Below are 21,530 nucleotides of genomic sequence, written 5' to 3'. Positions count from 1 at the left end.
TAGCGCGTGCCACCAACGCGGCAAAGCGCACGGTTATCCATAGAAGTCATACCTCGACGGGACCCAATGCCGGTACCCATCGAAGCCGTACTTTGATGGCGCCCAATGTCGCGGGGTGGAGCAGCCCGGTAGCTCGTCAGGCTCATAACCTGAAGGTCACAGGTTCAAGTCCTGTCCCCGCAACCAACCAATCCACACACAGCCTCCACGGCCTCCGCCGCGGAGGCTTCTTGCGTTTCCGGCCAAGCGCATGAAACCTGCGGTCTGTTGACCCTATCAGTGCAGATCAATGGTGAAACTGAAGCGTCCCGGGTTTTCCGGAGGCTCCCACTTTTGAGTAGGAGCATCGGAAATGAGCAAGACGACGAACAAGTTTTCGCCTGAGGTCCGCGAGCGTGCGGTCCGGATGGTGAGCGAGCACCGGGCGGATCACCGTTCGGAATGGGAGGCGATGGTGTCGATCGCCGGCAAGATCGGCTGCACGGCAGAGACGCTGCGGCGCTGGTGTCGTGCCGAGGCTGGCCGGTGTGCAGGACCGGCAGCGATGGGCGACGATGACCGTGCCCGGCTGAAGCTGCTCGAGCGGGAAGTGAAGGAGCTTCGCCGCGCCAACGAGATACTGCGCAAGGCGTCGGCATATTTCGCGATGGCGGAGCTCGACCGCCACGGGCGATGACGATGGCGTTCATCGACGCCCATCGGGAGGAGTTGGGGATCGAGCCGATCTGCCGGGAACTGGCGGTCGCCCCCTCCTCCTATCATCAACATGCCGCACGCCTCGCTGATCCGGGCAAACGGTCTGCCCGTGCCCGGCGGGACGACGAGATGAAAGAGCATATCCGGCGCGTCCACGAGGACAGCTTTGGCCTGTACGGTTCGCGCAAGGTGTGGCGGCAGTTGCTGCGCGATGGCGTCACCATCGCCAAATGCACGGTCGAGCGGCTGATGAAGGCGATGGGGCTGGTCGGTGTCCGACGCGGGAAATCCTGCGTCACCACCGTTCCCGACCGCAAGGCACCGTGCCCGCTCGACAAGGTCAACCGCGGCTTCAAGGTCCAGCGGCCGAACGCGCTGTGGGTCGTCGATTTCACTTACGTCCATAGCTGGGCGGGCTTCGTCTACGTGGCGTTCGTCATCGATGCGTTCGCCCGCCGGATCGTCGGCTGGAAGGTCAGCAGCAGCGCGACCGCTGGCTTCGTGCTGGATGCGCTGGAGCAGGCCATCCATGCCCGGCGGCCAACGGAAGAGGACGCGCTCGTGCATCACTCGGACAGGGGTTCGCAATACCTTGCCATGAGCTACACCCAGCGCCTGGCCGAGGCGAAGCTGGTGCCCTCCGTCGGCAGCGTCGGCGATTCCTATGACAATGCCCTCGCCGAGACGATCAACGGCCTGTTCAAGGCTGAGGTCATCTGGCGCCAGCGGTCCTGGCCGAGCCTGGCCGCCATCGAGATGGCGACGCTGCGCTGGATCGACTGGTTCAACAACCATCGCCTCTTCGGTCCCATCGGCTACGTCACCCCCGCCGAAGCCGAGGCGAACTACTATGCCGCACAGAAGGAACTCGATATGGCGGCATGACCCAAACTAAACTGCCTCCGGAAAACCCGGGACGCTTCAAACCGCGGCTTGCCGCGTGTCATGATCGCGCCGCCCACAACCCAGCGACGCTGCGTCTAGCGCCTCGGCAGCCATCGGCTCCGGGGCTTTCCTGCGTTCTGGTACACTCCGGCTGTGGCCTCGTGAGCTTACTTGAGCAGCCCAATGGCCAAACCGCCGCGGACACCTCGCTCCACAGGCGCGGCAAGTCACGCGACAGGCTGCCCATTGCTCCAACCGATCTCAGCGGAGATCACCAGTGAAGCACAAGCGTCAGAGATGCGTTTGCGCAACTAAAACCCAGGGCGCGGTGCACAACGTGTGGCGGGAGCTATTCAGGCGTGCGCGATATAGCCGATCGTCATCCCGCTGGCTGGGTTCGTCGCGATCAGGCTGTCCAGAGTGGGGCACACCCTGATGGTGCGCGCCGCGTGACAGCCGATTAGACCGACGACGAACACCAAACCGGGACGATGCCCCGTCGCCGGAACCCGCCGCGCGTCATCCGAGCGCGATCCGCGCGCCCAGCGCAGCGACCAGCGCCAGCGGCATCGCGATGGCGCCGACTTTCAGGAAGCGCCAGAAGCCGACGTCCTCGCCCTCGCGCCGGATCGCCTGCAGCCACAGGATCGTCGCCAAGCTGCCGGTGATCGACAGATTGGGGCCGAGATCGACGCCGATCAGCAGCGCATCGACGACCAGCCGCGGCGGCTGCGCCTGCGCGACCGCGGTACTGGCGACGAGGCCGGCGGGCAGGTTGTTCATCAGGTTGGACGCGAACGCGAGCACAGTGCCCGCCGTCGCCGACGCCTGAACCGGATCGGCGGACGCGACGCGGATCGCCTGCGCCACCCGGCCGATGACGCCGGTCAGGTCGAGTGCCTCTACCAGCACGAACAGACCGGCGACGAGCGGCAGCACGCTCCATGAAATGCCGCCGAGCAGCGCCAGCGGCGTCGAACGCGCGATCGCGCACACCGCCAGCGTCGTGACGACGCCGGCGATCGCGGTCGGCAGGCCCAGTTCGATATCGAGCGCCGACACCGCCAGCAGCAGCATTGCGGTCGCCACGATGCCGACGAACGCCGCCTTGCCGCCTGCCGTCAGCGGGGTGCGTTCGACGGCACGCGTGCAGTTGCCGGCCAACCGCTCGCGTTCGAGCCAGCGCAGCACGAGGAAGGTGACCGCGATGGCGGCGACCGACGGCAGCGCGAAGGAGGCGAACCACTGGCCGAGCGGCGGCATCCTGCCCCCGTACAGCACGAGGTTCGCGGGGTTGGAGATCGGCAGGACGAAGCTGGCCGCATTGGCGATCAGCGCGCAGGCGAACAGCAGCGGCAGCGGATCGGCCTTCGCCTTATTCGCCGCGGCATAGACTGCCGGGGTCAGCACGACTGCCGTCGCGTCGTTCGACAGGAAGGTCGTCGTCACGATACCGGTGACGTATACCAGCGTGAACAGCCGCACGGGCGACCCCCCGGCGTGGATCACCGCGGTGGCCGCGACCCAGTCGAACAGCCCCTCGGCGCGGGCGACCTCGCTGAGCAGCATCATGCCGATCAGGAACAGGTAGACGTCGAGGCCCCTGGCGACCGCGCCCAGCGCCGCGGGCAGCGGCATCAGTCCGAGCATCAGCAAGGCCGCGGCGCCCGCCACTGCCCAGATCGCCTCCGGCCAGCGGAACGGTCGCGCGATCACCGCCGCGGTGGCGGCGGCGCAGATCCCCCAGGTGGCGCCGGTCGCTGCGATCACCGGCGCGGTCCCTGCGCGTCGTGGCCCGGCGCCGCCGGGCTGCCGCCATCGCCGACGGCGAACCGGAGCGGCGGTCGCGTGCCGGTCATCGATGCGTTTCCGGCATCGCGGTCAGGTACAGGACGAATCCCGCGACGGCGATGGCCGACAGCGTCAGGAAGCTCGCGCCATAGCCCGCTCGGACGATGATCGCGCCGGCCAGCGTCGCCGACAACGCCGCCCCCAGCCCGAACACGCTCGACACCACGCCCTGGCTGACGTTGAACCGGCCCGACCCCTTGGTCAGGTCCGCGACGATGACCGGAAACAGTGCCCCGAAGATCCCCGCGCCGACCCCGTCGAGCGCCTGGACGCCGACGAGCCACCACGGATCGTTCGAGACGGTGTAGAGCGCGCCACGCGCGGCGAGGAAGCCGAACGCGACGAGCAGCATCGGCTTGGTCCCCCAGCGTTCGGTGTTGCGGCCGACCAGCATCGCGACGGGCACCATCACCAGCTGCGCCGCGACGATGCAGGCGGCGGTCAGCGAGGTCGCCTTGTCGGTGCCGACGGTGCGGCCGAGCAGCTGGCTGACCGAGGTCAGCATCGCCGCGTTCGACAGGTGAAAGGTGAAGGCGGCGATGGCGAAGATCATCAGCGGCCGGTTTTCGACCAGCGTCCGCCATCCGCTCGGCGCCTCGCAGCCGTCGTCGGGTTCGCAGTCGAGACCGCGGGCGACCGCATTGTCGATATCGTCGTTCCTGAGCCGGCTCGCGACGACGATGCTGGCGACGGTCAGCGCCCCCATCAGCCAGAATACGACCACCGGACCCAGCGACCAGGCGAGGACGCCGGCGAGCGCGGCCGAGACGGCGTTGCCGGCATGGTTGAACGCCTCGTTGCGGCCGACGCGTGTCGCGAACAGCTTCGGCCCGACCAGGCCGAGCGTGATCGCCGAGATCGCCGGTGCGAAGATCGCGCCCGCCGCCGCGGCGATCGACTGGGTGACCGTCACCATCGTGAAGCCCGAGACGAGCGGCAGCGACAGGCTGCCGACCGTCACCAGCAGCGCGGCTCCGATGACGATATGCGGCTTGTTGCGCGCGCGGTCGATCAGCCCGCCGGCGGGCGTCTGCGCGAGCAGGCCGACGATCCCGGCGATGGTCAGGACCAGCCCGACCGTCGCCTCGTTCCAGCCGCGGGACGGGCCGCGTACCACCAGCAGATAGATGGCGAGATACGGCCCCAGGCCGTCGCGGACGTCGGCAAGGAAGAAGTTGAGCGCATCGAGCGTCCGGGTCGGCGGATGGCTGCGCGGGGTGCGGGTGTCGCCGGGCATCGCGGCCGCAGAAGCCATCACATCTCTCCGGATAAGGGCGTGGCAGAACAGAAATTGGGCAGCAGCGATAGCGCGACGCAGCCACGGCAGGATGAACGGGCGGGTTCAGGTTCGGTTTGCGATCGGCGGTGCCGCACCGGGGACCTGGCCGGCCACGAGGCCGATCGACTGTAGGCGTGGCATGTCCAACCTCCGGATAATCATCGCCTAATCGCGCAACATGCCAATAGCGTTCCGAAACGGACCGGAAATATTATACGGTCCGGGTGGTGACCTGCGCCAGCGCCGGTCCGCCGTCCCGTTCGGCCCGCGCGGCGCTCGACGCACGGGTTACGCGGCGCTAGGTCCCGTCCATGGAACGCGATCGGCATCGGGCGGCAAAGGGGCGTCGGGGCGGGGCGGACATCGGCGCCGCGGTCGCGACCATGGTGTTCGTCGCCGGCTTCGGTGGCATGATCTGGGCATTGGGGTCCGCGATCGGCCTGTTCTGATCGACGGAACGAACCGGCACGCTGGCGGGTTAACTATATGCCCACCACGGCAAGGCCGGCAGCGACTACTCCCGCTGTCGGCCTTTATCATGTCGCGAGCGTGCGGCGGCCGGCCGTATCATTCTGGGACGGAAACGAAACGCGTCGGATTAACGGAACGTTAATGCGGATGGCCGGTTTTCGTCCGGGGTCCGTGGTGGGCCTCGCGTAATCGGGGTAACTCCATGAAACAGTTCGTATTCGGCTGCCTGCTCGCAGGCTCGGCCGCAATGATGGCATCCGCCGCGACCGCGGCACCGCTGGCGGCCGGCAGTTCGATCGACTTCGGCGGCTATATCCAGGGCAGTGGCGGCGACGGCACTCTGGGCAACGCGACCTTCATCGACTTCGTCAGCGGTACGGGCGGCACGGCGAGCCCCGGCACGGCCGGAACGATCGCCAATTACGGCAGCGGTACGGGCACGTTCGCGGGCTTTTCCTGCATGGGCGGTGCCTGTGGCACGATCAGCGACATTCCCGTGCTTGCGGTCGGCGCGCTGAATATCGCCAATTTCTTCACGCTGTCGGGTGGCAACAACGCGCTGCCGATCGCCTTCGACCTGACCGCGATCAGCGGCGTCAACCGGTCGGACGCGCAATTCCTGACGTTCCGGGCGCTCGGCAACATCCGCTACGACGGGTTCGAGGCGACACCGGCGAGCTTCCTGTTCAGCGCGCAGGGCAACGTCGCCACGTCCTTCTCGGCGACCGCGCTCGCGGCGGCGGTTCCCGAGCCCGCATCCTGGGCGATGATGCTGGTCGGCGTCGGCATGATGGGGTTCGCCCTGCGCCGGCGCCCGTCGATTACGACCAAGGTCCGCTTCGCCTGACCGCATGATCGGGTGAATCGAGGAGCCGCCGCTGCTTGGCTGGGAGCGGCGGCTCTTTCACCTTTGGCAGGCCGATCGCGCGATGCCCCGATTTGGTACGGATCGGGACTGGTCTAAATCGGGACTCCCAATTCGGTGAACATCGGGTTAACAGGGACTCGTCAATCGCGCGATGCGCAGGGGTCGACAAGGGGTAACTGAGATGAAGCTGTTCCGGAATCTGTCGCTTGCAGCGGCCGCGCTGTTCGGCATGTCTTCCGCCGCCGATGCCGCGGTGGTCGTCACCATCAACCAGGTCGGCAGCAACGTCGTCGCGACCACGTCCGGAACGCTGGACCTGTCCGGCCTGACCAACGTCGGCAGCTTCGCGCTCGCCCTGTCGCTGCGTCCGACGGCCGGCTATATCGGGACCGGGGCGACGGCGAACGCCGGCGTGACCGGCTACAGCGGGCTGATCGGCCCGGCCGCATTCGGGACGGGCGCGGATACGTCCGCCACGTCGGGCACCGGCCTCGGCTTCGCGCTCAATGCGTCGGCGTTCGGCGCCCCCCTGGTCTTCGTGCCGACCGGTTATGTCAGCGGATCGTCGCTTGCCGGCACGGCGCTGTTCGCGGGCCGTACCTTCGCCACCCTCGGCCTGACCGCCGGCAGCTATGTCTTCCGCAGCGCGGCGGACACGGTGACGATCAACATCGGCGCGGTGCCGGAGACGGCGAGCTGGATTATGATGATCCTGGGCATCGGTGCGATCGGATACGCCATGCGCCGCTCGAACGCCCGGTTCGACGCCAAGATCAAGCGGATCACCGCCGGCGCCGACGACTGATCCCGTTCCGATACGCGATGCGCCGTCGTCCCGCACCCCGGGACGGCGGCGTTTTCGTGCGGCGTCGGCGCCCCGCGAGCGCGAACGGGCCGGGGCGCGGTGAACCGCCCCTTCGGCCGTGTCCTCGCAATCGCTGCGACAGGTCAGGCACTTGCCGGTCGCCGCCGCGTTGAATACGCCGATGTGCCCATGCCAAGATCCCTTTCCTGCCCCGACTCACCGGTCGGCCCCGGCGCCGCGCGCCGCCCGCGATTGCGCGGTGCCATGACCGTCGATCACGACGCACGGATCAGCCTGCTGCTGGCCGCAGCCATCGGCGCCGCGTGGCTGGCGATCCATGTCGGGGCGATCGTGTGGTGGCGATGGAGCCCGGCGACGGCGGTGCTCGCGATCCCCGTCGTGCTCGTACAGGCGTGGCTGAGCACCGGCCTGTTCATCGTCGCGCACGATTGCATGCACGGATCGTTCGCGCCCGGCCGGCCCGCGGTCAACCGGACCGTCGGGACGCTGTGCCTCGGCGCCTATGCGGGACTGTCCTATGGCCAGCTCCATCCCAAGCATCATGCGCATCACGATGCGCCCGGCACCGCCGCCGACCCCGATTTCCATGCCGGCGCGCCGCGATCCGCACTGCCGTGGTTCGCGCGCTTCTTCACCAGCTATTACACGCACGGCCAGATCCTGCGGATCACCGCGGCGGCGGTGCTGTACATGCTGCTCGGTGCGTCGCTGCTCAACATCGTCGTGTTCTGGGCGTTGCCGGCACTGATCGCGCTGGCGCAGCTGTTCGTCTTCGGCACCTTCCTGCCGCATCGCCACGGCGACACGCCGTTCGCGGACGCGCACAATGCCCGCAGCAACGGCTGGCCACGGCTGGCGTCGCTGGCGACCTGCTTCCACTTCGGCGCCTATCATCACGAACATCACCTGAGCCCGTGGACGCCCTGGTGGCAGTTGCCGCGCGTCGGCCAGCCTGCCGCCGGACACCGGTCGTTAAGCAAAGACCGGTAGAGGCGCAGCAAAGGCCGGATCGCCCTTCCGGCGTCTCGACGGTGGCAGCGATGAACAAGCAGACGATCGGCACGGCCTGTGCACTGGCGCTCGCCCTGGGTGGGTGCGGCGGTGGTAGAGAGGGCGGATCGGGTGCGGTCGCGGTCGTTCCCGCCGCCGCGCCGACGCCGGTGCCGGTGCCGACCACGACGCCGATCCCCACGCCCACGCCGACGCCGGCGCCCACGCCGACCCCCACCCCGACGCCGAGCGCGACCCCGACCAGCTGGGCCGCGGCGGCGGCGGCGCTGTACGACACGCTGCCCGACGCCGCCGGCTGTCGTCCCGGCGTGCTGAAGGCCGCCGTCAAGGCCGACTTCCTCGCGCGGCTCAATGCCATCCGGGCGCTGCACCAGCTGCCCGCGGTGACCTATTCCGAGGCGGAGGATGCGCAGGAAGCCGATTCGTCGCTGATGATGGCGGTGAACAAGCAGCTCAGCCACACGCCACCGACCAGCTGGACCTGCTACACCGCCACCGGCGCCACCGCGGCGGGATCGAGCAACCTGATCGGGGGCTGGGGCACCGGGCTCGGCTTCGACAGCGAGGACGATTACCTGGGGCTGTGGCTGACCGAGGGCGGCAGCGCGGCGATCGGCCATCGCCGCTGGATCCTCGATCCGTTCCTGGGCAAGACCTCCTACGGCCGGGTCGCGCTCGTGCTGCCCGACGGCAGCCGCGCGAGCGCCGCGTCGATGCGGGTGTTCGGCTTTGCGGTCGGTGGCCCGGTGCCGACGACGCTGCCCGCCTTCGTCGCCTATCCGTTCGGCGACTATCCCGCGCGCTATTTCACCGCCGGCAGCTACCTGTCCTTTTCGGTCGTGGCGGGGCGGACTTCGGCCTTCGGCGCCAATGCGGGCGTCGGCTTCGGCGCGGCGACGATCACGGTCACCGGCCCCGCCGGCGCGCTCGCCGTCTCGAACGTCAGCAGCGACAACGACGGCTATGGCCTCGCCAACAACGTGCAGTGGCGGGTGGCCGGGTTGCAGCCCAACACCAGCTATACGGTGCGGATCACCGGCGTCACCGGCGCGCCGCAGGCGGACTATACATACACCTTCCGCATGGTCGGCTGACCGCCCGCCACGGCGGTCAGTCGCGGCGCGAGCCCATGCCGCGTTCGCGCCCCCAGACGACGGCACCGCTGCGCCGGTTGACCCCGATCTTCGCATAGAGCCGGGCGACGTGATTGCGCACGGTGTTGCGCGCGATCGCCAGCCGGTCGGCGATCGCGCCGTCGTCGAGGTCGTCGCAGATCAGGTCGAGGATCTCGCGCTCGCGCGGCGACAGGTCCACCGCCACCGGGTGCGGCGCGGGGCGGCGCAGCGTCGCCAGCTTGTCGAGGATCGAGCGGCTGAGCCAGCTCGCATCCTTCAGCACCTCGTCGATCGCCGCGCCCAGTTCCGCCTCGCTGCGCCGCCGCTCGGTGACGTCGTGAAAGACCCAGAGCACGCACGCCGCCTGCTGAATCGACACGGTTTCGGCCGATACGAGCGTCTCCACCACCGCGCCCGATCGCGCGATCAGCCGCACCTCGCGACCGCGCACGCCCTGCGCGGTTCCGAGGTCCGCCTCGATCGCGATCCGCTGGGCGGCATCGTCCCACAGCGCGAGTTCGTCCGCGGTGCGTTGCAACGCGCGGTCGTCGTCGTGGCCGGTCAACTGGCGGAAGGCGGCGTTGACGTGCACGATCCGGTGATCGTCCCCTTGCGTGATCGCCATCGCGACCGGCGCCATGTCGAACACCGCCTGCAAGTGGCGTTCGCTGGCGGCGCGTTCGCGCTCCGCCTGTCGCCGCGGTTCGAGGTCGGCGAAGGTGAGGAGCAGCGCATCCTCCTGCGTCACGTCGATCGGCTGGCCGGCGAACAGCACCAGCCGCCGGCTGCCGTCGGCGACGCGCAGTCCGGCCTCGGTCTGCGGCACGACCGCGCCCGCCTCCATCCGCCGCCGCACCGCGCCCGCGTCGGGCAGGTCGCCGAGCAGGTCGAGCCCGAACAGCGAGCGCCCCTCGAGCTGGTCGGCGGCGAAGCCGGTCAGCGACAGGAAGCCGGGGTTGGCGCGCAGGATGCGCAGGTCGTGCAGGCGCACGATGATCGCGGGGGCCGGATTCGACCGGAACATCGCGGCGAACCGCGCCTCCGCGTCGAAGCGCTGCGACACGTCGCTCAGCACCAGCGCCAGATAATCGGGTTCGCCGCCGTCGACGTCCATGACGACGTCGCGCACCTGATGGACCCAGCGCGCATCGTCCTCGCCCGCCGGTGCGACCTCGACCACCATGTCGGCGAGGGGCGCGCCGGCGAGCAGGCGGAAGACGGGATAGTCGCGCAGCTTCAGCGGACGGTGATCGGCGGACCACATCGCGAACCGCGCGGCATAGTCTTCCGCGGTCGCGCCGAGCGCCGCCACCTGTTTGACGCCGTGCATGGCGAGCGCCGCCGCGTTCGCGCTCAGGATGACGCCGGTGGGATCGAGCAGGATCACGCCATCGAGCAATTGCGCCATCAGCTGGTCGAGATGGCGGAGCGTGGGCTGCGCCCGGGCGGCGGATGCGGGGTCGGACATGCCCGACAAAGCGCCGCACGCGCCGCCCGGTTCCGCCATCGATACCCATGCAACTGGTGCAGAAGCACCATGTCGACCGGCGGCGTCCGGCGACCGGTTTGAACATCCGCGCGCCGCCACCCGTTTTCGCCCCGTCAATCATGATGTGAAGGAAACGACCGTGGGCTTTCTCGTACTCCTCGTGGTCGGTGGCCTGATCGGCTGGGTCGCCAGCATGATCATGCGCACCGATGGGCAGCAGGGCATCATCCTCAACGTCGTCGTCGGCATCGTCGGCGCGCTGCTCGCCGGGTTCATCGTCACGCCGCTGATCGGCGGCGCGCCGATCACCAGCGGCGTCATCAGCATCCAGTCGGTCGTCGTGTCGCTGGTCGGCGCGATCGTCCTGCTCGCGCTCATCAACCTGTTTCGCCGCGGTGCAGTCCGTTGATCGGCGAAGGATCGGCGATGTCCGCGCAGCCGGCCTCGGCCATGTTCGACACGCAGGCGGAGGCGCAACGCGCGGTCGCCGACCTGCGCGCGGCGGGCGTTCCCGACGGCGCGCTGTCCGTGCTGACCCAGCGTGGCGGCGTGACGACCACCGCGGACGCGGACGGTGAAGTGACCGACGAGGATCACGGCAGCGTGGTCCGCGGCATCCTGGGCGGTGGTGCGCTCGGGGCCGGGCTCGGCGTCGCGGCCCTCGCCATTCCGGGGGTCGGCCCGCTGGTCGCCGCCGGGGCGATCGCCGCGTCCGCGGTGCCCGGCGCGATGGCGATCGGCGCGGTGGCGGGTGCCGCTGCGGGGACGCTGAACGAGACGCTGGCGAAGCACGGCATCGATCGCGACGATGCCGGTTACTACGGCGACCATCTGGGCAAGGGTGGCGTCCTGGTGACGGTGGATGCGAACGAGGGTGGCGTGTCGCACGACACCGCGTCCGACATCCTCTACCGCAACGGCGGCCACAACACGCGGCGGTCGCGCGTCGCGTCCTACTGACGCGGACATCCGTACGGCAGGCGGGTCGGGGTGCGCAGGCATCCCGGCCCGTCGGCGTGCGGATCGCCCGCGCGCAGATGACGCCAACGTGAAGCGGGGGCGAAAACGGTCGTCATCGAACTGCAACCGGCGTGACGTGCCGGGCGCCTAGGGACCCGGTCGAGGCGATGGCCTCGATGGGGACAGATACGATGACGATGAATTTTGCTGGGCGGTCGCTGCTGCTCTCGGGCGCCGCGATCTTGGCGATCGCCGCCACCGCACCGGCGCGGGCGCAGGTCGCCCCGGCGACCAACTCGACGACCGACCCGGCCGAGGTGGTCGCCGCCGATCCGACCGCGGGCGGCGATTCCCGGCTGGGCGACATCGTCGTCACCGCGACCAAGCGCGAAACCAACCTGCAGAAGACGCCGATCGCGATCTCGGTGCTCGATTCCACCGCGATCACCGACCGGCACGTGCAGAGCCTGCTCGACCTGGCCGACGGCGGCGTGCCGAGCCTGCGTGTCGCGACGTTCGAGGCGCGACAGTCGGCGCTGACGATCGGCATCCGCGGCATCGTGCCGTTCGACCAGAACCAGACAGCGCGCGATTCGGGCGTAGGCGTCTATGTCGACGGCGTATATCTGGGCCGGTCGCAGGGGCTCAACGCCGCGCTGTTCGACGTCGCCCGGATCGAGGTGCTGAAGGGGCCGCAGGGCACGCTGTTCGGCCGCAATACCGAAGGCGGCGCGCTGAGCGTCGTGACCAAGCCGCCGAGCGGCCGGTTCGAGGGCCGGATGTCGGCGGGGGTCGGCAATTACGGCCAGCACAATGCCGAAATGCACCTCGACCTGCCGTCGTACCGGGACATTTCGGTCAAGCTCGACGGCGTCTACCAGCATCAGGGGCCGACGGTGAAGGACCCGCTCGCCGGGTCGGTCGGCTGGAACGCCTACGACCGGGTCGGCGGCCGAATCGCTGCGCGCTGGAAGCCGACCGATGCGTTCACCGCGGACGTCGCGTTCGACAAGGCGAAGGACCAGAACACGCCGTTCTTCAGCCAGCTCATCAATTTCAACCCGCTCGGCTACACCGTCGTCTCGACCGCCGACCAGGCGGCGCGGGTCGCCGCGGGCCAGTCGGCGCTGCCCGCGAGCAATGGCACGACGCGTTACATCAGCGCGCTGCCCGCGCTGGTCGGCGTCCATCCCGACCGGCAGGACCGCGCCGACATCGGCGTGCCGCAGCAATATTCGGTCGACCAGACGCAGGGCGTCAGCGCCAACCTGCGCTATGCGGTCGCGCCGGCGCTGGAATTGCGCTCGATCACCGCATGGCGGCGCGTGTCGACCGACCAGTGGGACAATTCGGGCGGTCCGGCGCGCACGCCCTTCACCCCCAACGGCAAGTTCAGTCGTTACAGCCTGTCCGACCTGCACCAGAGCCAGTTCAGCCAGGAATTCCAGGCGGTCGGCAGCGTGTCGCAGATCGATTACGTCGCCGGCCTCTATTATTTCCAGGAACAGGCGCGCGAGACCGCGGCGACACCGTCCTCCAACCAGTGGAACGCGACCGGCACCGCCTATACGATCCTGCCGTCGCAGGTGTTCGGCACGATCACGTCGGGCAACCAGGGCTGGGACTATAATTCGCGCTTCCTGCAACGCGGCAGTGTCGCGCGCGCGCACAGTTATGCCGCCTACGGCCAGGCCACCTACACCCCCGACTGGGCGCCGGCGCTGCACCTGACCGGCGGCGGCCGCTACACCAAGGACAAGCGCAATGGTACATTGTACCTGGTGTCGGGCGTGGCGACCAACTACCGGCTCGCCTATGACCGCGGGCGGTTCGATCCGATGGTCACGCTGGCCTATGATGCGGCGCCGGGCGTCAATCTGTACGCCAAATATTCCAGCGGCTTCCGCGCCGGCGGCGCGAATGCGCGGTCGTCCAACTTCGGCGCGTTCGGTCCGGAATCGGTCAAGGCGTATGAACTGGGCGCGAAGACCGACTTCCTGGACCATCGCATCCGCCTGAACCTCGCCGGCTATGTCATGGATCGGCGGAACACGCAGATCGACTTCGACAATGTCGATATCAACCAGTTCGTGCCGGGAACGACAATTCCCAACCCCAATTTCAACCTGCATACCGAAAATACGGCGAATGCCCCGGGGACGTCGCGGATCCGCGGGCTGGAGGCCGACGTCACCGCCCGGCCGTTCGACGCGCTGACGCTGGGCGCGTCCTACGCCTATACGTACACGCGCATCCCGGCGACCGCGAACCCCAATCCGGGGCCGACGTTCGGCGTGCTGACGCAGGTCTATACGGTCTACACGCCGCCGCATGCCGCATCGGCCTATGCCGATTACGAGGTGCCGGTCGGCGGCGGCGACGCGCGGGTGCGCCTGCACCTCGACGCCAATTATGCCGACGCGCAGTACAGCTTCCAGAACGAGGCGGTGAAGACGGATTCGAGCTTCATCGTCAACGGCCGGCTCGCCCTCGCCGATGTCGACCTGGGCGGGGCCAATCGCGTGACCTTCTCGCTGTGGACGCGCAACCTGCTCGACGAACAGCATATCTATCGCCGTTCCAATGCCAATAACGCGACGCTGGGCGCCTATGCCAACTTCAACCCGCCACGCACGTTCGGTGGCGATGTCGCGGTGAAGTTCTAACGGGAGGACTGGCGCGGGGGGCGGACCGGCAGGTCCACCGCCACCCGCAGCCCCGGCGCGGCGTCCTCGAGCCGGACGCCGCCGTCGTGCAGCCGGGCGATCGCCTCGACCAGCGCGAGGCCGAGCCCGTGGCCGGCGGCGCCGTCCGGCGCGCCCGCGCGGCTCGGGTCGAGCCGGCCGAAGCGGCGCAGCGCACGCACGCGCTGCGCCGGGGCGATGCCGGGGCCGTCGTCGCGGACCGTCAGCGTCGCGCGACCGGTCTCGCCGCCTGCGTCGACCGCGATGGCGGTGCCCGGCGGGGTGTGCCGGATCGCATTCTCGATCAGGTTGACGAGCAGCTGCGTCAGCAACTGCCGGTCGCCGCGGACCGGCACCGCCCGGGGCGCCGGGACCGTCAGCCGGCGCCCCGATTCGGCGACGACGGGCGCCATCATCTCCGCCACCTCGTGCGCGAGCTCGCCGAGGTCGAGCGGCGCGAAGCCGGCGCGGCGGGCGCCGCCCTCGACCTCGGCGATGCGCAATATCGCGGCGAACATCGCGAGCAGCGCATCGCTCTGCGCCAGCGCCGCCTCGATCCCGGTGCGCAATGCGGGGTCGTCGGCGCGGCGGACCAGCGCCTCCAGCTGGCTGCGCAGCCGCGCCAGTGGCGTGCGCAGGTCGTGCGCGATGTCGCCGGACACGTTGGCCATCGTCTGCATCAGCCCGGCGATGCGATCGAGCATCAGGTTGAAGGTTTCGGCCTGCGCATCGAAGATGCCGCCGTCGCCGCGCACCGGCACGCGGCGACGCAGGTCGCCGGCGATGATCGCACGGGCGGTGCCGCGCGTCGCGGCGATGCGGGCGGCGATCAGTCGCGCGAACAGCAGCATGCCGGCGAACGTGACGAACAGGATCGTCGCGAACCCGGCGAGCGCGATACGGCGCCGTGCGCCGGCGTCATCGTCGAACGGATCGGTTTCCGCGATCACGGTCAGCCGCCGCCCGTCGCCGACGTCGCGGACATAGGCGCGGCCCGCGGTCAGCCCCGCGATCCGGTCGCCCAGCTCGACCGACGAAAAGCCGGGTGGCAGCGCGCGGCGCGGCGCGACGTTGCCGGCGAGCCGGCGCCCGTCGCGGTCGCTCAGGAGGACGCCCAGGTCGCCGGTATCGCGATCGGCGTCGAGTACCCCGATCCGCTGCGCCAGCGTCGCGGTCGGCAGCGCGCTGCCGCGTGCCGCCACCGCGTCCGCGGCGGCGGCGATCCGGGCGTCGACCAGCCGTGCGACCGTGCGGTCGGTGGCCGCCTGCGTCAGCAGCCCGGTGCCCACCGTCGCCGCCATGATCGCGGCGCAGAACGCCAGCGTCAGCATGCGGAGCGAGCGCAGCCGGGGCATGAGCGTCAGCCGCGCAACATATAGCCGACGCCGCGCATCGTGGTGATCGGGTCGTCCGCGCCATTGGCGGTCAGCTTCTGGCGCAGGCGGCGGACGTAGACGTCGACGAGGTTGGTCGTCGGTTCGAAATCATAGCCCCAGACGCGCTCGATCAGCATCGCGCGGGTCAGCACGCTGCCGGCGTTGCGGACGAATTCGGCGAGCAGCTTCAGTTCGAGGTTGACGAGGTCGATCGGTTCGTCGTTGCGCCACGCCCGGAAGCGGCTGGGGCTGACGACGATATCGCCCGCGCGCAACGTGTCGGCGCTCGCCGCGCCACCGGCCGCGCCGCCGCCGGCGGGCCAGCGTCGGCCGCGCACCACCGCCTGCAGTCGCGCGGCGAGTTCCGCGGTGGCGACCGGCTTGACGACGTAATCGTCCGCGCCCGCCTCCAGCCCTTCGACCTTTTCGCCGGGCGCGCCGCGCGCGCTGAGCATGATGACGGGCAGCGTGCGGTCGTCGGCGCGCAGCCGTTCGAGGATCGAGATGCCGTCGAGCCGCGGCAGCATGCGATCGAGGATCATCGCGTCGAACCGGTCGCGGTCGACGCAGGCCAGCGCCGCGCGCCCGTCGCCCGCGATCGTCACCTGATGGTTGCAGGCGCGCAGCTCCGCCGCCAGCGCCTCCGCGAAGGGCGCATCGTCCTCGACCAGCAACACCGTCAGTCCCGTCACGTCCGCCACTCCGCCGTCCAGCGACCGCCTATAGCGGCCCCATGCGCCCCCGTCGCGTGCCGGCGCGGGATCAGCCCGGTCCGGCGGGCGCCAGCCGCCACGTTCCACGGCCGGCGCGCTTGGCGTCGTAGAGCGCGAGGTCGGCGTGCTTGTACAGCGCCTCGATCGACCGGTCGGCGCGGTCGGCGATGACCGCACCGATGCTCAGCGCGACCGGCAATGCGTGCTCCCCGATCGCCACCGGGGCGGCGAAGACGGCATAGAGCCGCCGGCAGACCTCTTCCACCGCATGCGCATCGGCGACGCCGGCGACGAGCACGGCGAATTCGTCGCCGCCGAGGCGGAAGATGCTGTCGAACTGGCGCGTCGTCGCGGTCAGCCGGTCGGCGACCTCGACCAGCAGCGCGTCGCCGACGTCGTGGCCGAGTTCGTCGTTGACCTGCTTGAAGCGGTCGAGGTCGAGGAGCAGCAGTGCGAACGGGCGCGCCGCCGCATCGCAGAGGTGACGGCCGACGACCTCGCCGTAAAGGCGCCGGTTGCCCAGCCCGGTGAGCGTGTCCGAATAGGCAAGCTTTTCGAGTTCGGACCGGCTGACCATCAGTTCGGCGGTGCGGCGTTCGACGAGGCGTTCGAGCAATCGCTCGCGCCGGCGCGCGCCGCGCATGCGCAGATGGACCAGCGCGAGCACCGCCGCAACACTGGCGAGCATCACGCCGATGCGGAAGGCGAGCGTTTCGAACCAGCGGCGCGCGACGTCGATGCGCAGCACCAGCGGGGCGCCGATCGTGCGGACGCCGCCGCCCGCGACCGGGGCGATCGCCCGCACGACCAGCGTCGCGCGGCCGGGGGCGAGGTTGGTGTAGCGCGCGACGCGGTGCATCGCATCGACGCGCGTCCACTCGCGCTCCAGCGGAAACAGGCGATAGGCATAGGCCTGGTCGTGGCTGGCCGCATAGTCGAGCCGCGCGAATTCGGCGGTCAGGCTGCGATCCGTCGATCCGATCGCGACATGCGCCGTGCCCGGTGCGGCGACGACGGCCGCGCCGCCGCTGCGCAGTGCGGTGAAGCGCAGCGGCGCCCGGTTCGCGACAGCGGGGGGCAGCAGCGGATCGATGATGGTGAGGCCGCCGAACCCGGCGAAGACGAGCCGTCCGTCGGCCAGCCGATCGCCCGCGCCGGTCCAGTTGGCGGCGAAGGCGACGCCGTCCGCCGCGCGCAACGCCGTGACGGTCCAGCGGACCGGATCGATGCGGACGATGCCGCCGTCGGTACTCGCCCAGATCGCGCCGTCGTCGCCGGGCAGCAGCTTGTCGATCGTGTCGTGCGGCACGCCCTCGCGGCGGCCGAGGTGGCGCGTCGCGCGCCAGCCGTCGCGGCCGCGTTCGAACACGGTGATGCCGCCGCCGAGCGTGCCCGCCCACAGCCGCCCCTGCGCGTCGGCGAGCAGCGTGCTGACGAAATTGGCGCGCAATGCCGTCGCCGCCCCGGATCGCGGGCGCAGCTGCGTGACGGTGCCGGTCGCGCGATCGATGCGGTTGAGGCCGCGCGCGGTACCGATCCACAGCGAGCCGTCGCCGGTGACGGCCAGCGCGCGGACGCGCGGATCGGTCAGCGCGCGCGACCAGGGGGCGGCGACGGGCGCGGCGGGATGTCGGACGTCGAGCGTCGCGACGCCGCTGCCGCCGCCGACGTACAGCGTGTCGCCATCGACCAGCAGGCGCATCGCGGGGACGGGCGTCAGCCGTCGTGCGTCACCGCCCGCCACCGACAGGTGGAACAGCCCGTCCTCCGCCGCGACGAACGCGCCGCGGCCGGGCGGGAAGGCGAAGGCGTGGACCCCGCGCCGGGCGCCGGGCAGGCGCTGGGCGGGCGCGACACCATGCCCCGCGGGCGCGAGGCGCGAGGCCGGGGTATCGGCGGTGCCGTACCAGATCGCACCGTCGGGCGCGGTGCCGACCGACCACGCCGCATCGGGCGATGCGCCGCGATCGGGTCGCAAGGCTCCGACCAGGCCGAGGACGCGGCCGGGCGCCGGATCGACATAGGACAGGCTCGCATCGCCGACGATCCACACCATCCCCGACCGGTCGCGCATCAGGTGGTTGAGCCCGTCCTCGGCGAGGCTGCCGGGGGACAGCGGGTCGTGCGCCAGGCGGCGGACGCGGAAGGTGGCGGGATCGATGCTCCAGATGCCGGCGCGCGAGGCGACCCACAAGGTGCCGTCGCCCGCATCGATGATCGTGCCGAGCGCGGGGATGTTGCCGGGCGTGCCGATCGGCGGGTGGGCGACGGTGCCGTCGACACCGACCGCGAACAGTCCGGCGCGGGTGGTGGCGATCCATAGCCGGCCGGCGGCGTCGGCGTGCAGGGCGGCGATCGCACCGATCGCCGGGGGCGTCACGCCGAGGCCGGCGGGATGGAACGTCGCGCTGCCCGCCGGCCGGCGCAGCAGGCGCGCACCGGCGGCGATCCACACGGATCCTGCGGGGTCGGCCAGCACGGCCTGGATCGCGCCGGGCGGCACGCCGTTGCGGGCATCGGGAGCGACCAGCGCCACGCGCCGGTCGCCGGCGCGGACATGCGCCAGACCGGTATCGCTGCCCACCCACAATCCGCCCGCGCCATCGTCCGCGACCGACTGGACGTGTGCATGGTCGAGCGCCGTCCGGTTGGGCGGGCGGCGGAATCGCTCGGAGGCGGGGTCATGCCACAACAGCCCCTCCGCGCTCATGCCCAGCCACAGCGTGCCCGCCCGATCCGCGAACAGCAGGTTGACGAGCAGCTCGGGCAGGGCGCCCGCGGCCGGCGCCGGATCAGTAGTATAGGTCTTGAACCCCGTGCCATCCCAGCGTGCCAGACCGGCGTCGGTGGCGAGCCAGATGAACCCCGCGCGATCCTGCGCCACGGCACGGGGCAGGCCGGCGTCGGGGATGGCGTCGTCGCGCGCGGCGACCTTGAAGAACAGATCGGCGGCGGATCGCCACGGATCGGCAGCCGGCGCGGCGGCGTGCGGCGTGCGCGATCGCACCGGGCCGGCGGGGGCGAGCGCGAGCGCCCAGCCCGACCCTGCCAGACACGCCATAACGATGATCCGCAGCCACAGCATCGCGGCGCTGTATCAAAACGGCGTTGAAGAGTATTTAAGAGATATCGGGCGCGGGCTGCCGCGACGCACACTATAGCGGCGATTCAGATGCGAGTAGTGCGATCCGCCGATGTAAGGGCGCCGGCCCGCGACACCATCGGCGCAGTCCAGGGCCTGCGGACTTTTCATCGCGTTTCGGTGCCGGGCGGACCGTGCGGCAGCGGGAACTGTCGACATCGGACCATGCGCCGGCCGCCATGCCGACGTGCCTCCCGTGTCAGCCGCCGGTATCGTCGCGGTATTTGATCTCAAGATAGCGGCCGCGGGTGGCGAGCGTATCGAGGTCCGTCTGCGCCAGCCGTGCGGTCATGTCCGCGATCTCCTGCTCGATCAGGCGCAGGCCGGCGACGAGTTCGGCATCGGGCGTCTTGCCGTTGCGCTCGACCCGGCGCAGCGGTTCGGGGACGCGGGCATAATCGTTGACGAAGGCGGGCAGTTGTTCGCCGATCAGGCGCCGCACCTCATAGGCTTCCTCCTCGCGCCCCTCCAGCCGGCCGAGTTGCGGCGACAGCGTCTCCAGCCGCACGCCGATCTGGTCGATCAGTCCGCGCGCGGGCGCGGGCAGTGCCGGGCGCTGCGCGTCGAGCCAGCGTTCGGTCTTGGCGGGCAGCGCCTTGATGTCGACCTCACGCAGCGTCTTTTCGCTCGGTGCGCGCGCCGCGGGGGCGATGGCGATGCCGATCGTTACCGCGGCCATCAGCAGCAGCACGGCAAGGCCACCGAACAGCCCCAGCGGCACGACCATGCCCAGCACCGCCGCGGCGATCAGGATCGCCGCATTGACGGCGCAGATGATCGCCAGCCGGGTGCCCACCCCGCGCGCCTTGCGCTTCAGTCGCTTGCCATGGGCGCGATAGACGGTGCTCGCCTGGCCGCGATAATCCTCGCTGATCCGCGCCATCGCGGCGCGCGCGCGCTCGATCTGCTGGTCGACCTCGGTCATGCGGTCACACCGATTCCAGGCGATACTGATCTCCGCCGCCGCCCTTCAGCGCGGCCTGGCTCGATCCTTCGGCGCGGGCGATATAGCCCTTCGACTTCTCGACCTCGCTGCCGAGCGCGGTGACGGTGGTCTTCATCGAATCGAGCGCCTTCAGCTTGAAGCTGTCGATCGCGTCCATCGTGTCGTAGATGTTCTGGAACGCGCGCTGCAGCGTTTCGAGCGGGATCGTCGAGGCGGCGGCCTGTTCGTGGATCGCCGCGGTGTTCGAGCGCAGCAGCTTGCCGGTCGAATCGATGATGTTGGCGGTCGTCGTGTTGAGCTGGGTGATCGATTCGAGCACGAGCTTCTGGTTGGTCAGCGCCTGCGCCACGGTCACCGCGGTGCGCAGCGCCGATACCGTCGTGGTCGAGGCGCGATCGACGCCCTTCACGAGTTCGACGTTGTTCTTCTTGACGAGGTCGAGCGCAAGATAGCCCTGCACCGTCACCGCCATCTGGGTCAGCAGGTCCTGCGTGCGCTGGCGCGTGTAGAACAGCGCGGTTTCGCGGATCGCCTTGGCCTTGGCCGGATCGGTGTGGTCGAGTTCGTTCGCCTTGTCCTCGAGCCTGGCGTCCATCGCCTTGCTGAGGTGGATCATCTGTTCGAGCCGCCCCATCGCCGCCCACAGATTGGCGCGCTCGGTATCGATGGCGGCATTGTCCATCAGCAGCTCGTCCTTGCCGCTGGCGAGGTTCTTGAGGATCGAGCTGATGTGCGTCTGCGACGACTGGTAGCTGTCGAAATAGTCGCGCATCTTCGAGCCGAACGGAATGATACCGAACAGCTTCTTGGGGCCGCTGAGCGCGCCCTTGCGGCCGGGGTCGAGGTCCTCGATCACGCGGCGCAGCTGCGCCAGGTCGGCACCGACGCCGGTGTCCTTGTCCATCGCCCGGATCGGCCGGTCGAGGAAGCGATTGGACTGGCCCGCGGCCTCGCGGATCTCCTTCGCGCCCATCGCGGTGATCGCATCGACGCGGCGGCCGAATTCGGGGCTGTTGACGTCCTCCGCCACCAGCTCGGCGACAAAGCTGTCGACGCGCGCCTCGAGCTGCGTCTTCTTGCCTTCGTCGATCGGGACGAGGCCCGCGGCGCGTTCCGCGGCAACGGTCGGCACGGGATCGGGCGGGGTGAGCGTCAGCCCCTGTTCGCCGGTCGCGGTCTGCGTCGCCATTCCAATCCTCCGAAGCACTGGCCCGCGAT

General features: G+C 70.0%; 17 protein-coding genes, 1 tRNA gene and 1 other annotated feature. Of the genes, 10 read left to right on the top strand and 8 right to left on the bottom strand.

Annotated elements, in window-relative coordinates:
- Nucleotides 1–109 precede the first annotated feature (109 nt).
- Both LPN01_RS18790 and LPN01_RS18785 read left to right on the top strand, forming a co-directional pair.
- Nucleotides 110–186 (top strand) — tRNA-Met (locus LPN01_RS18790).
- 166 nt (nt 187–352) lie between these two features.
- Nucleotides 353–1,581, top strand: a protein-coding gene (locus LPN01_RS18785) for an IS3 family transposase (protein WP_410482857.1) whose coding sequence is annotated in 2 segments (ribosomal slippage) — nt 353–647 and nt 647–1,581 — 1,230 coding nt in all. Because the reading frame shifts where the segments join, the coding sequence is not laid out codon by codon here.
- Nucleotides 634–750 (top strand) — a sequence feature (AL1L pseudoknot). It overlaps the preceding gene by 117 nt.
- A gap of 519 nt (nt 1,582–2,100) precedes the next feature.
- Here LPN01_RS18785 and LPN01_RS18780 read toward each other — a convergent pair.
- Complete coding sequence (locus tag LPN01_RS18780) at nt 2,101–3,351, bottom strand: arsenic transporter (protein ID WP_262829952.1); 1,251 nt, start codon at nt 3,349–3,351, stop codon at nt 2,101–2,103.
- An 85-nt stretch (nt 3,352–3,436) separates the two neighbouring features.
- Nucleotides 3,437–4,687, bottom strand: coding sequence for an MFS transporter (locus LPN01_RS18775; protein ID WP_262829951.1), 1,251 nt, complete (start codon nt 4,685–4,687; stop codon nt 3,437–3,439).
- Between the two features lie 335 nt (nt 4,688–5,022).
- Between LPN01_RS18775 and LPN01_RS18770 the strand changes: the two genes are divergently transcribed.
- The 5 genes from LPN01_RS18770 to LPN01_RS18750 all read left to right on the top strand — a co-directional run bounded on the left by LPN01_RS18770 (nt 5,023) and on the right by LPN01_RS18750 (nt 8,981).
- Nucleotides 5,023–5,160 carry a hypothetical protein gene (locus LPN01_RS18770; RefSeq protein WP_262829950.1) on the top strand — a complete coding sequence of 46 codons (138 nt, stop codon included), beginning with the start codon at nt 5,023–5,025 and terminating at the stop codon, nt 5,158–5,160.
- Between the two features lie 224 nt (nt 5,161–5,384).
- Entirely contained in the window at nt 5,385–6,029 is a 645-nt protein-coding gene (locus LPN01_RS18765; protein ID WP_262829949.1) for a PEPxxWA-CTERM sorting domain-containing protein, read from the top strand.
- Between the two features lie 202 nt (nt 6,030–6,231).
- Nucleotides 6,232–6,855 carry a PEPxxWA-CTERM sorting domain-containing protein gene (locus LPN01_RS18760; RefSeq protein ID WP_262829948.1) on the top strand — a complete coding sequence of 208 codons (624 nt, stop codon included), beginning with the start codon at nt 6,232–6,234 and terminating at the stop codon, nt 6,853–6,855.
- Between the two features lie 264 nt (nt 6,856–7,119).
- On the top strand, nt 7,120–7,866 hold the full coding sequence (locus LPN01_RS18755) for a fatty acid desaturase (protein ID WP_262829947.1): 747 nt from the start codon (nt 7,120–7,122) through the stop codon (nt 7,864–7,866).
- 50 nt (nt 7,867–7,916) lie between these two features.
- Complete coding sequence (locus LPN01_RS18750; protein ID WP_262829946.1) at nt 7,917–8,981, top strand: CAP domain-containing protein; 1,065 nt, start codon at nt 7,917–7,919, stop codon at nt 8,979–8,981.
- A gap of 16 nt (nt 8,982–8,997) precedes the next feature.
- On the opposite strand, the gene LPN01_RS18745 is transcribed toward LPN01_RS18750, so the two are convergent.
- Nucleotides 8,998–10,470, bottom strand: coding sequence for a PAS domain S-box protein (locus LPN01_RS18745; protein ID WP_262829945.1), 1,473 nt, complete (start codon nt 10,468–10,470; stop codon nt 8,998–9,000).
- Nucleotides 10,471–10,630: 160 nt separating this feature from the next.
- Between LPN01_RS18745 and LPN01_RS18740 the strand changes: the two genes are divergently transcribed.
- The 3 genes from LPN01_RS18740 (at nt 10,631) to LPN01_RS18730 (ending at nt 14,117) form a co-directional block, all read left to right on the top strand.
- A complete protein-coding gene (locus tag LPN01_RS18740; protein WP_262829955.1) occupies nt 10,631–10,900 on the top strand; it encodes a GlsB/YeaQ/YmgE family stress response membrane protein in 270 nt (89 codons plus the stop codon).
- Between the two features lie 17 nt (nt 10,901–10,917).
- A complete protein-coding gene (locus LPN01_RS18735; protein WP_262829944.1) occupies nt 10,918–11,451 on the top strand; it encodes a hypothetical protein in 534 nt (177 codons plus the stop codon).
- Nucleotides 11,452–11,642: 191 nt separating this feature from the next.
- Complete coding sequence (locus LPN01_RS18730; RefSeq protein WP_262829943.1) at nt 11,643–14,117, top strand: TonB-dependent receptor; 2,475 nt, start codon at nt 11,643–11,645, stop codon at nt 14,115–14,117.
- Here the strand turns inward: LPN01_RS18730 and LPN01_RS18725 are convergent.
- The 5 genes from LPN01_RS18725 to LPN01_RS18705 all read right to left on the bottom strand — a co-directional run bounded on the left by LPN01_RS18725 (nt 14,114) and on the right by LPN01_RS18705 (nt 21,501).
- Entirely contained in the window at nt 14,114–15,490 is a 1,377-nt protein-coding gene (locus LPN01_RS18725) for a sensor histidine kinase (RefSeq protein ID WP_262829942.1), read from the bottom strand. The two genes, LPN01_RS18730 and LPN01_RS18725, sit on opposite strands and share 4 nt — an antisense overlap.
- A gap of 5 nt (nt 15,491–15,495) precedes the next feature.
- Entirely contained in the window at nt 15,496–16,194 is a 699-nt protein-coding gene (locus tag LPN01_RS18720; protein ID WP_262829954.1) for a response regulator transcription factor, read from the bottom strand.
- Nucleotides 16,195–16,273: 79 nt separating this feature from the next.
- Nucleotides 16,274–19,285: a ligand-binding sensor domain-containing diguanylate cyclase gene (locus LPN01_RS18715; RefSeq protein WP_262829941.1), complete on the bottom strand. Its 3,012-nt coding sequence runs from the start codon at nt 19,283–19,285 to the stop codon at nt 16,274–16,276.
- Between the two features lie 280 nt (nt 19,286–19,565).
- Nucleotides 19,566–20,291: a hypothetical protein gene (locus LPN01_RS18710; protein ID WP_262829940.1), complete on the bottom strand. Its 726-nt coding sequence runs from the start codon at nt 20,289–20,291 to the stop codon at nt 19,566–19,568.
- A gap of 4 nt (nt 20,292–20,295) precedes the next feature.
- Nucleotides 20,296–21,501, bottom strand: a complete 1,206-nt coding sequence (locus LPN01_RS18705) for a toxic anion resistance protein (protein WP_262829939.1) — start codon at nt 21,499–21,501, stop codon at nt 20,296–20,298.
- Nucleotides 21,502–21,530 lie beyond the last annotated feature (29 nt).

This window comes from Sphingomonas sp. A2-49, from assembly GCF_025548555.1.
Taxonomy (GTDB): Bacteria; Pseudomonadota; Alphaproteobacteria; order Sphingomonadales; family Sphingomonadaceae; genus Sphingomonas.
This window is presented reverse-complemented; position numbering and strand designations above follow the sequence as displayed.

Coding starts and splice junctions, on each gene's coding strand:
- LPN01_RS18725 (WP_262829942.1), bottom strand. CDS start 15,490: ATGCCCCGGCTGCGCTCGCTCCGCATGCTGACGCTGGCGTTCTGCGCC.
- LPN01_RS18730 (WP_262829943.1), top strand. CDS start 11,643: ATGACGATGAATTTTGCTGGGCGGTCGCTGCTGCTCTCGGGCGCCGCG.
- LPN01_RS18750 (WP_262829946.1), top strand. CDS start 7,917: ATGAACAAGCAGACGATCGGCACGGCCTGTGCACTGGCGCTCGCCCTG.
- LPN01_RS18770 (WP_262829950.1), top strand. CDS start 5,023: ATGGAACGCGATCGGCATCGGGCGGCAAAGGGGCGTCGGGGCGGGGCG.
- LPN01_RS18760 (WP_262829948.1), top strand. CDS start 6,232: ATGAAGCTGTTCCGGAATCTGTCGCTTGCAGCGGCCGCGCTGTTCGGC.
- LPN01_RS18745 (WP_262829945.1), bottom strand. CDS start 10,470: ATGTCCGACCCCGCATCCGCCGCCCGGGCGCAGCCCACGCTCCGCCAT.
- LPN01_RS18765 (WP_262829949.1), top strand. CDS start 5,385: ATGAAACAGTTCGTATTCGGCTGCCTGCTCGCAGGCTCGGCCGCAATG.
- LPN01_RS18710 (WP_262829940.1), bottom strand. CDS start 20,291: ATGACCGAGGTCGACCAGCAGATCGAGCGCGCGCGCGCCGCGATGGCG.
- LPN01_RS18755 (WP_262829947.1), top strand. CDS start 7,120: ATGACCGTCGATCACGACGCACGGATCAGCCTGCTGCTGGCCGCAGCC.
- LPN01_RS18715 (WP_262829941.1), bottom strand. CDS start 19,285: ATGGCGTGTCTGGCAGGGTCGGGCTGGGCGCTCGCGCTCGCCCCCGCC.
- LPN01_RS18705 (WP_262829939.1), bottom strand. CDS start 21,501: ATGGCGACGCAGACCGCGACCGGCGAACAGGGGCTGACGCTCACCCCG.
- LPN01_RS18775 (WP_262829951.1), bottom strand. CDS start 4,687: ATGGCTTCTGCGGCCGCGATGCCCGGCGACACCCGCACCCCGCGCAGC.
- LPN01_RS18735 (WP_262829944.1), top strand. CDS start 10,918: ATGTCCGCGCAGCCGGCCTCGGCCATGTTCGACACGCAGGCGGAGGCG.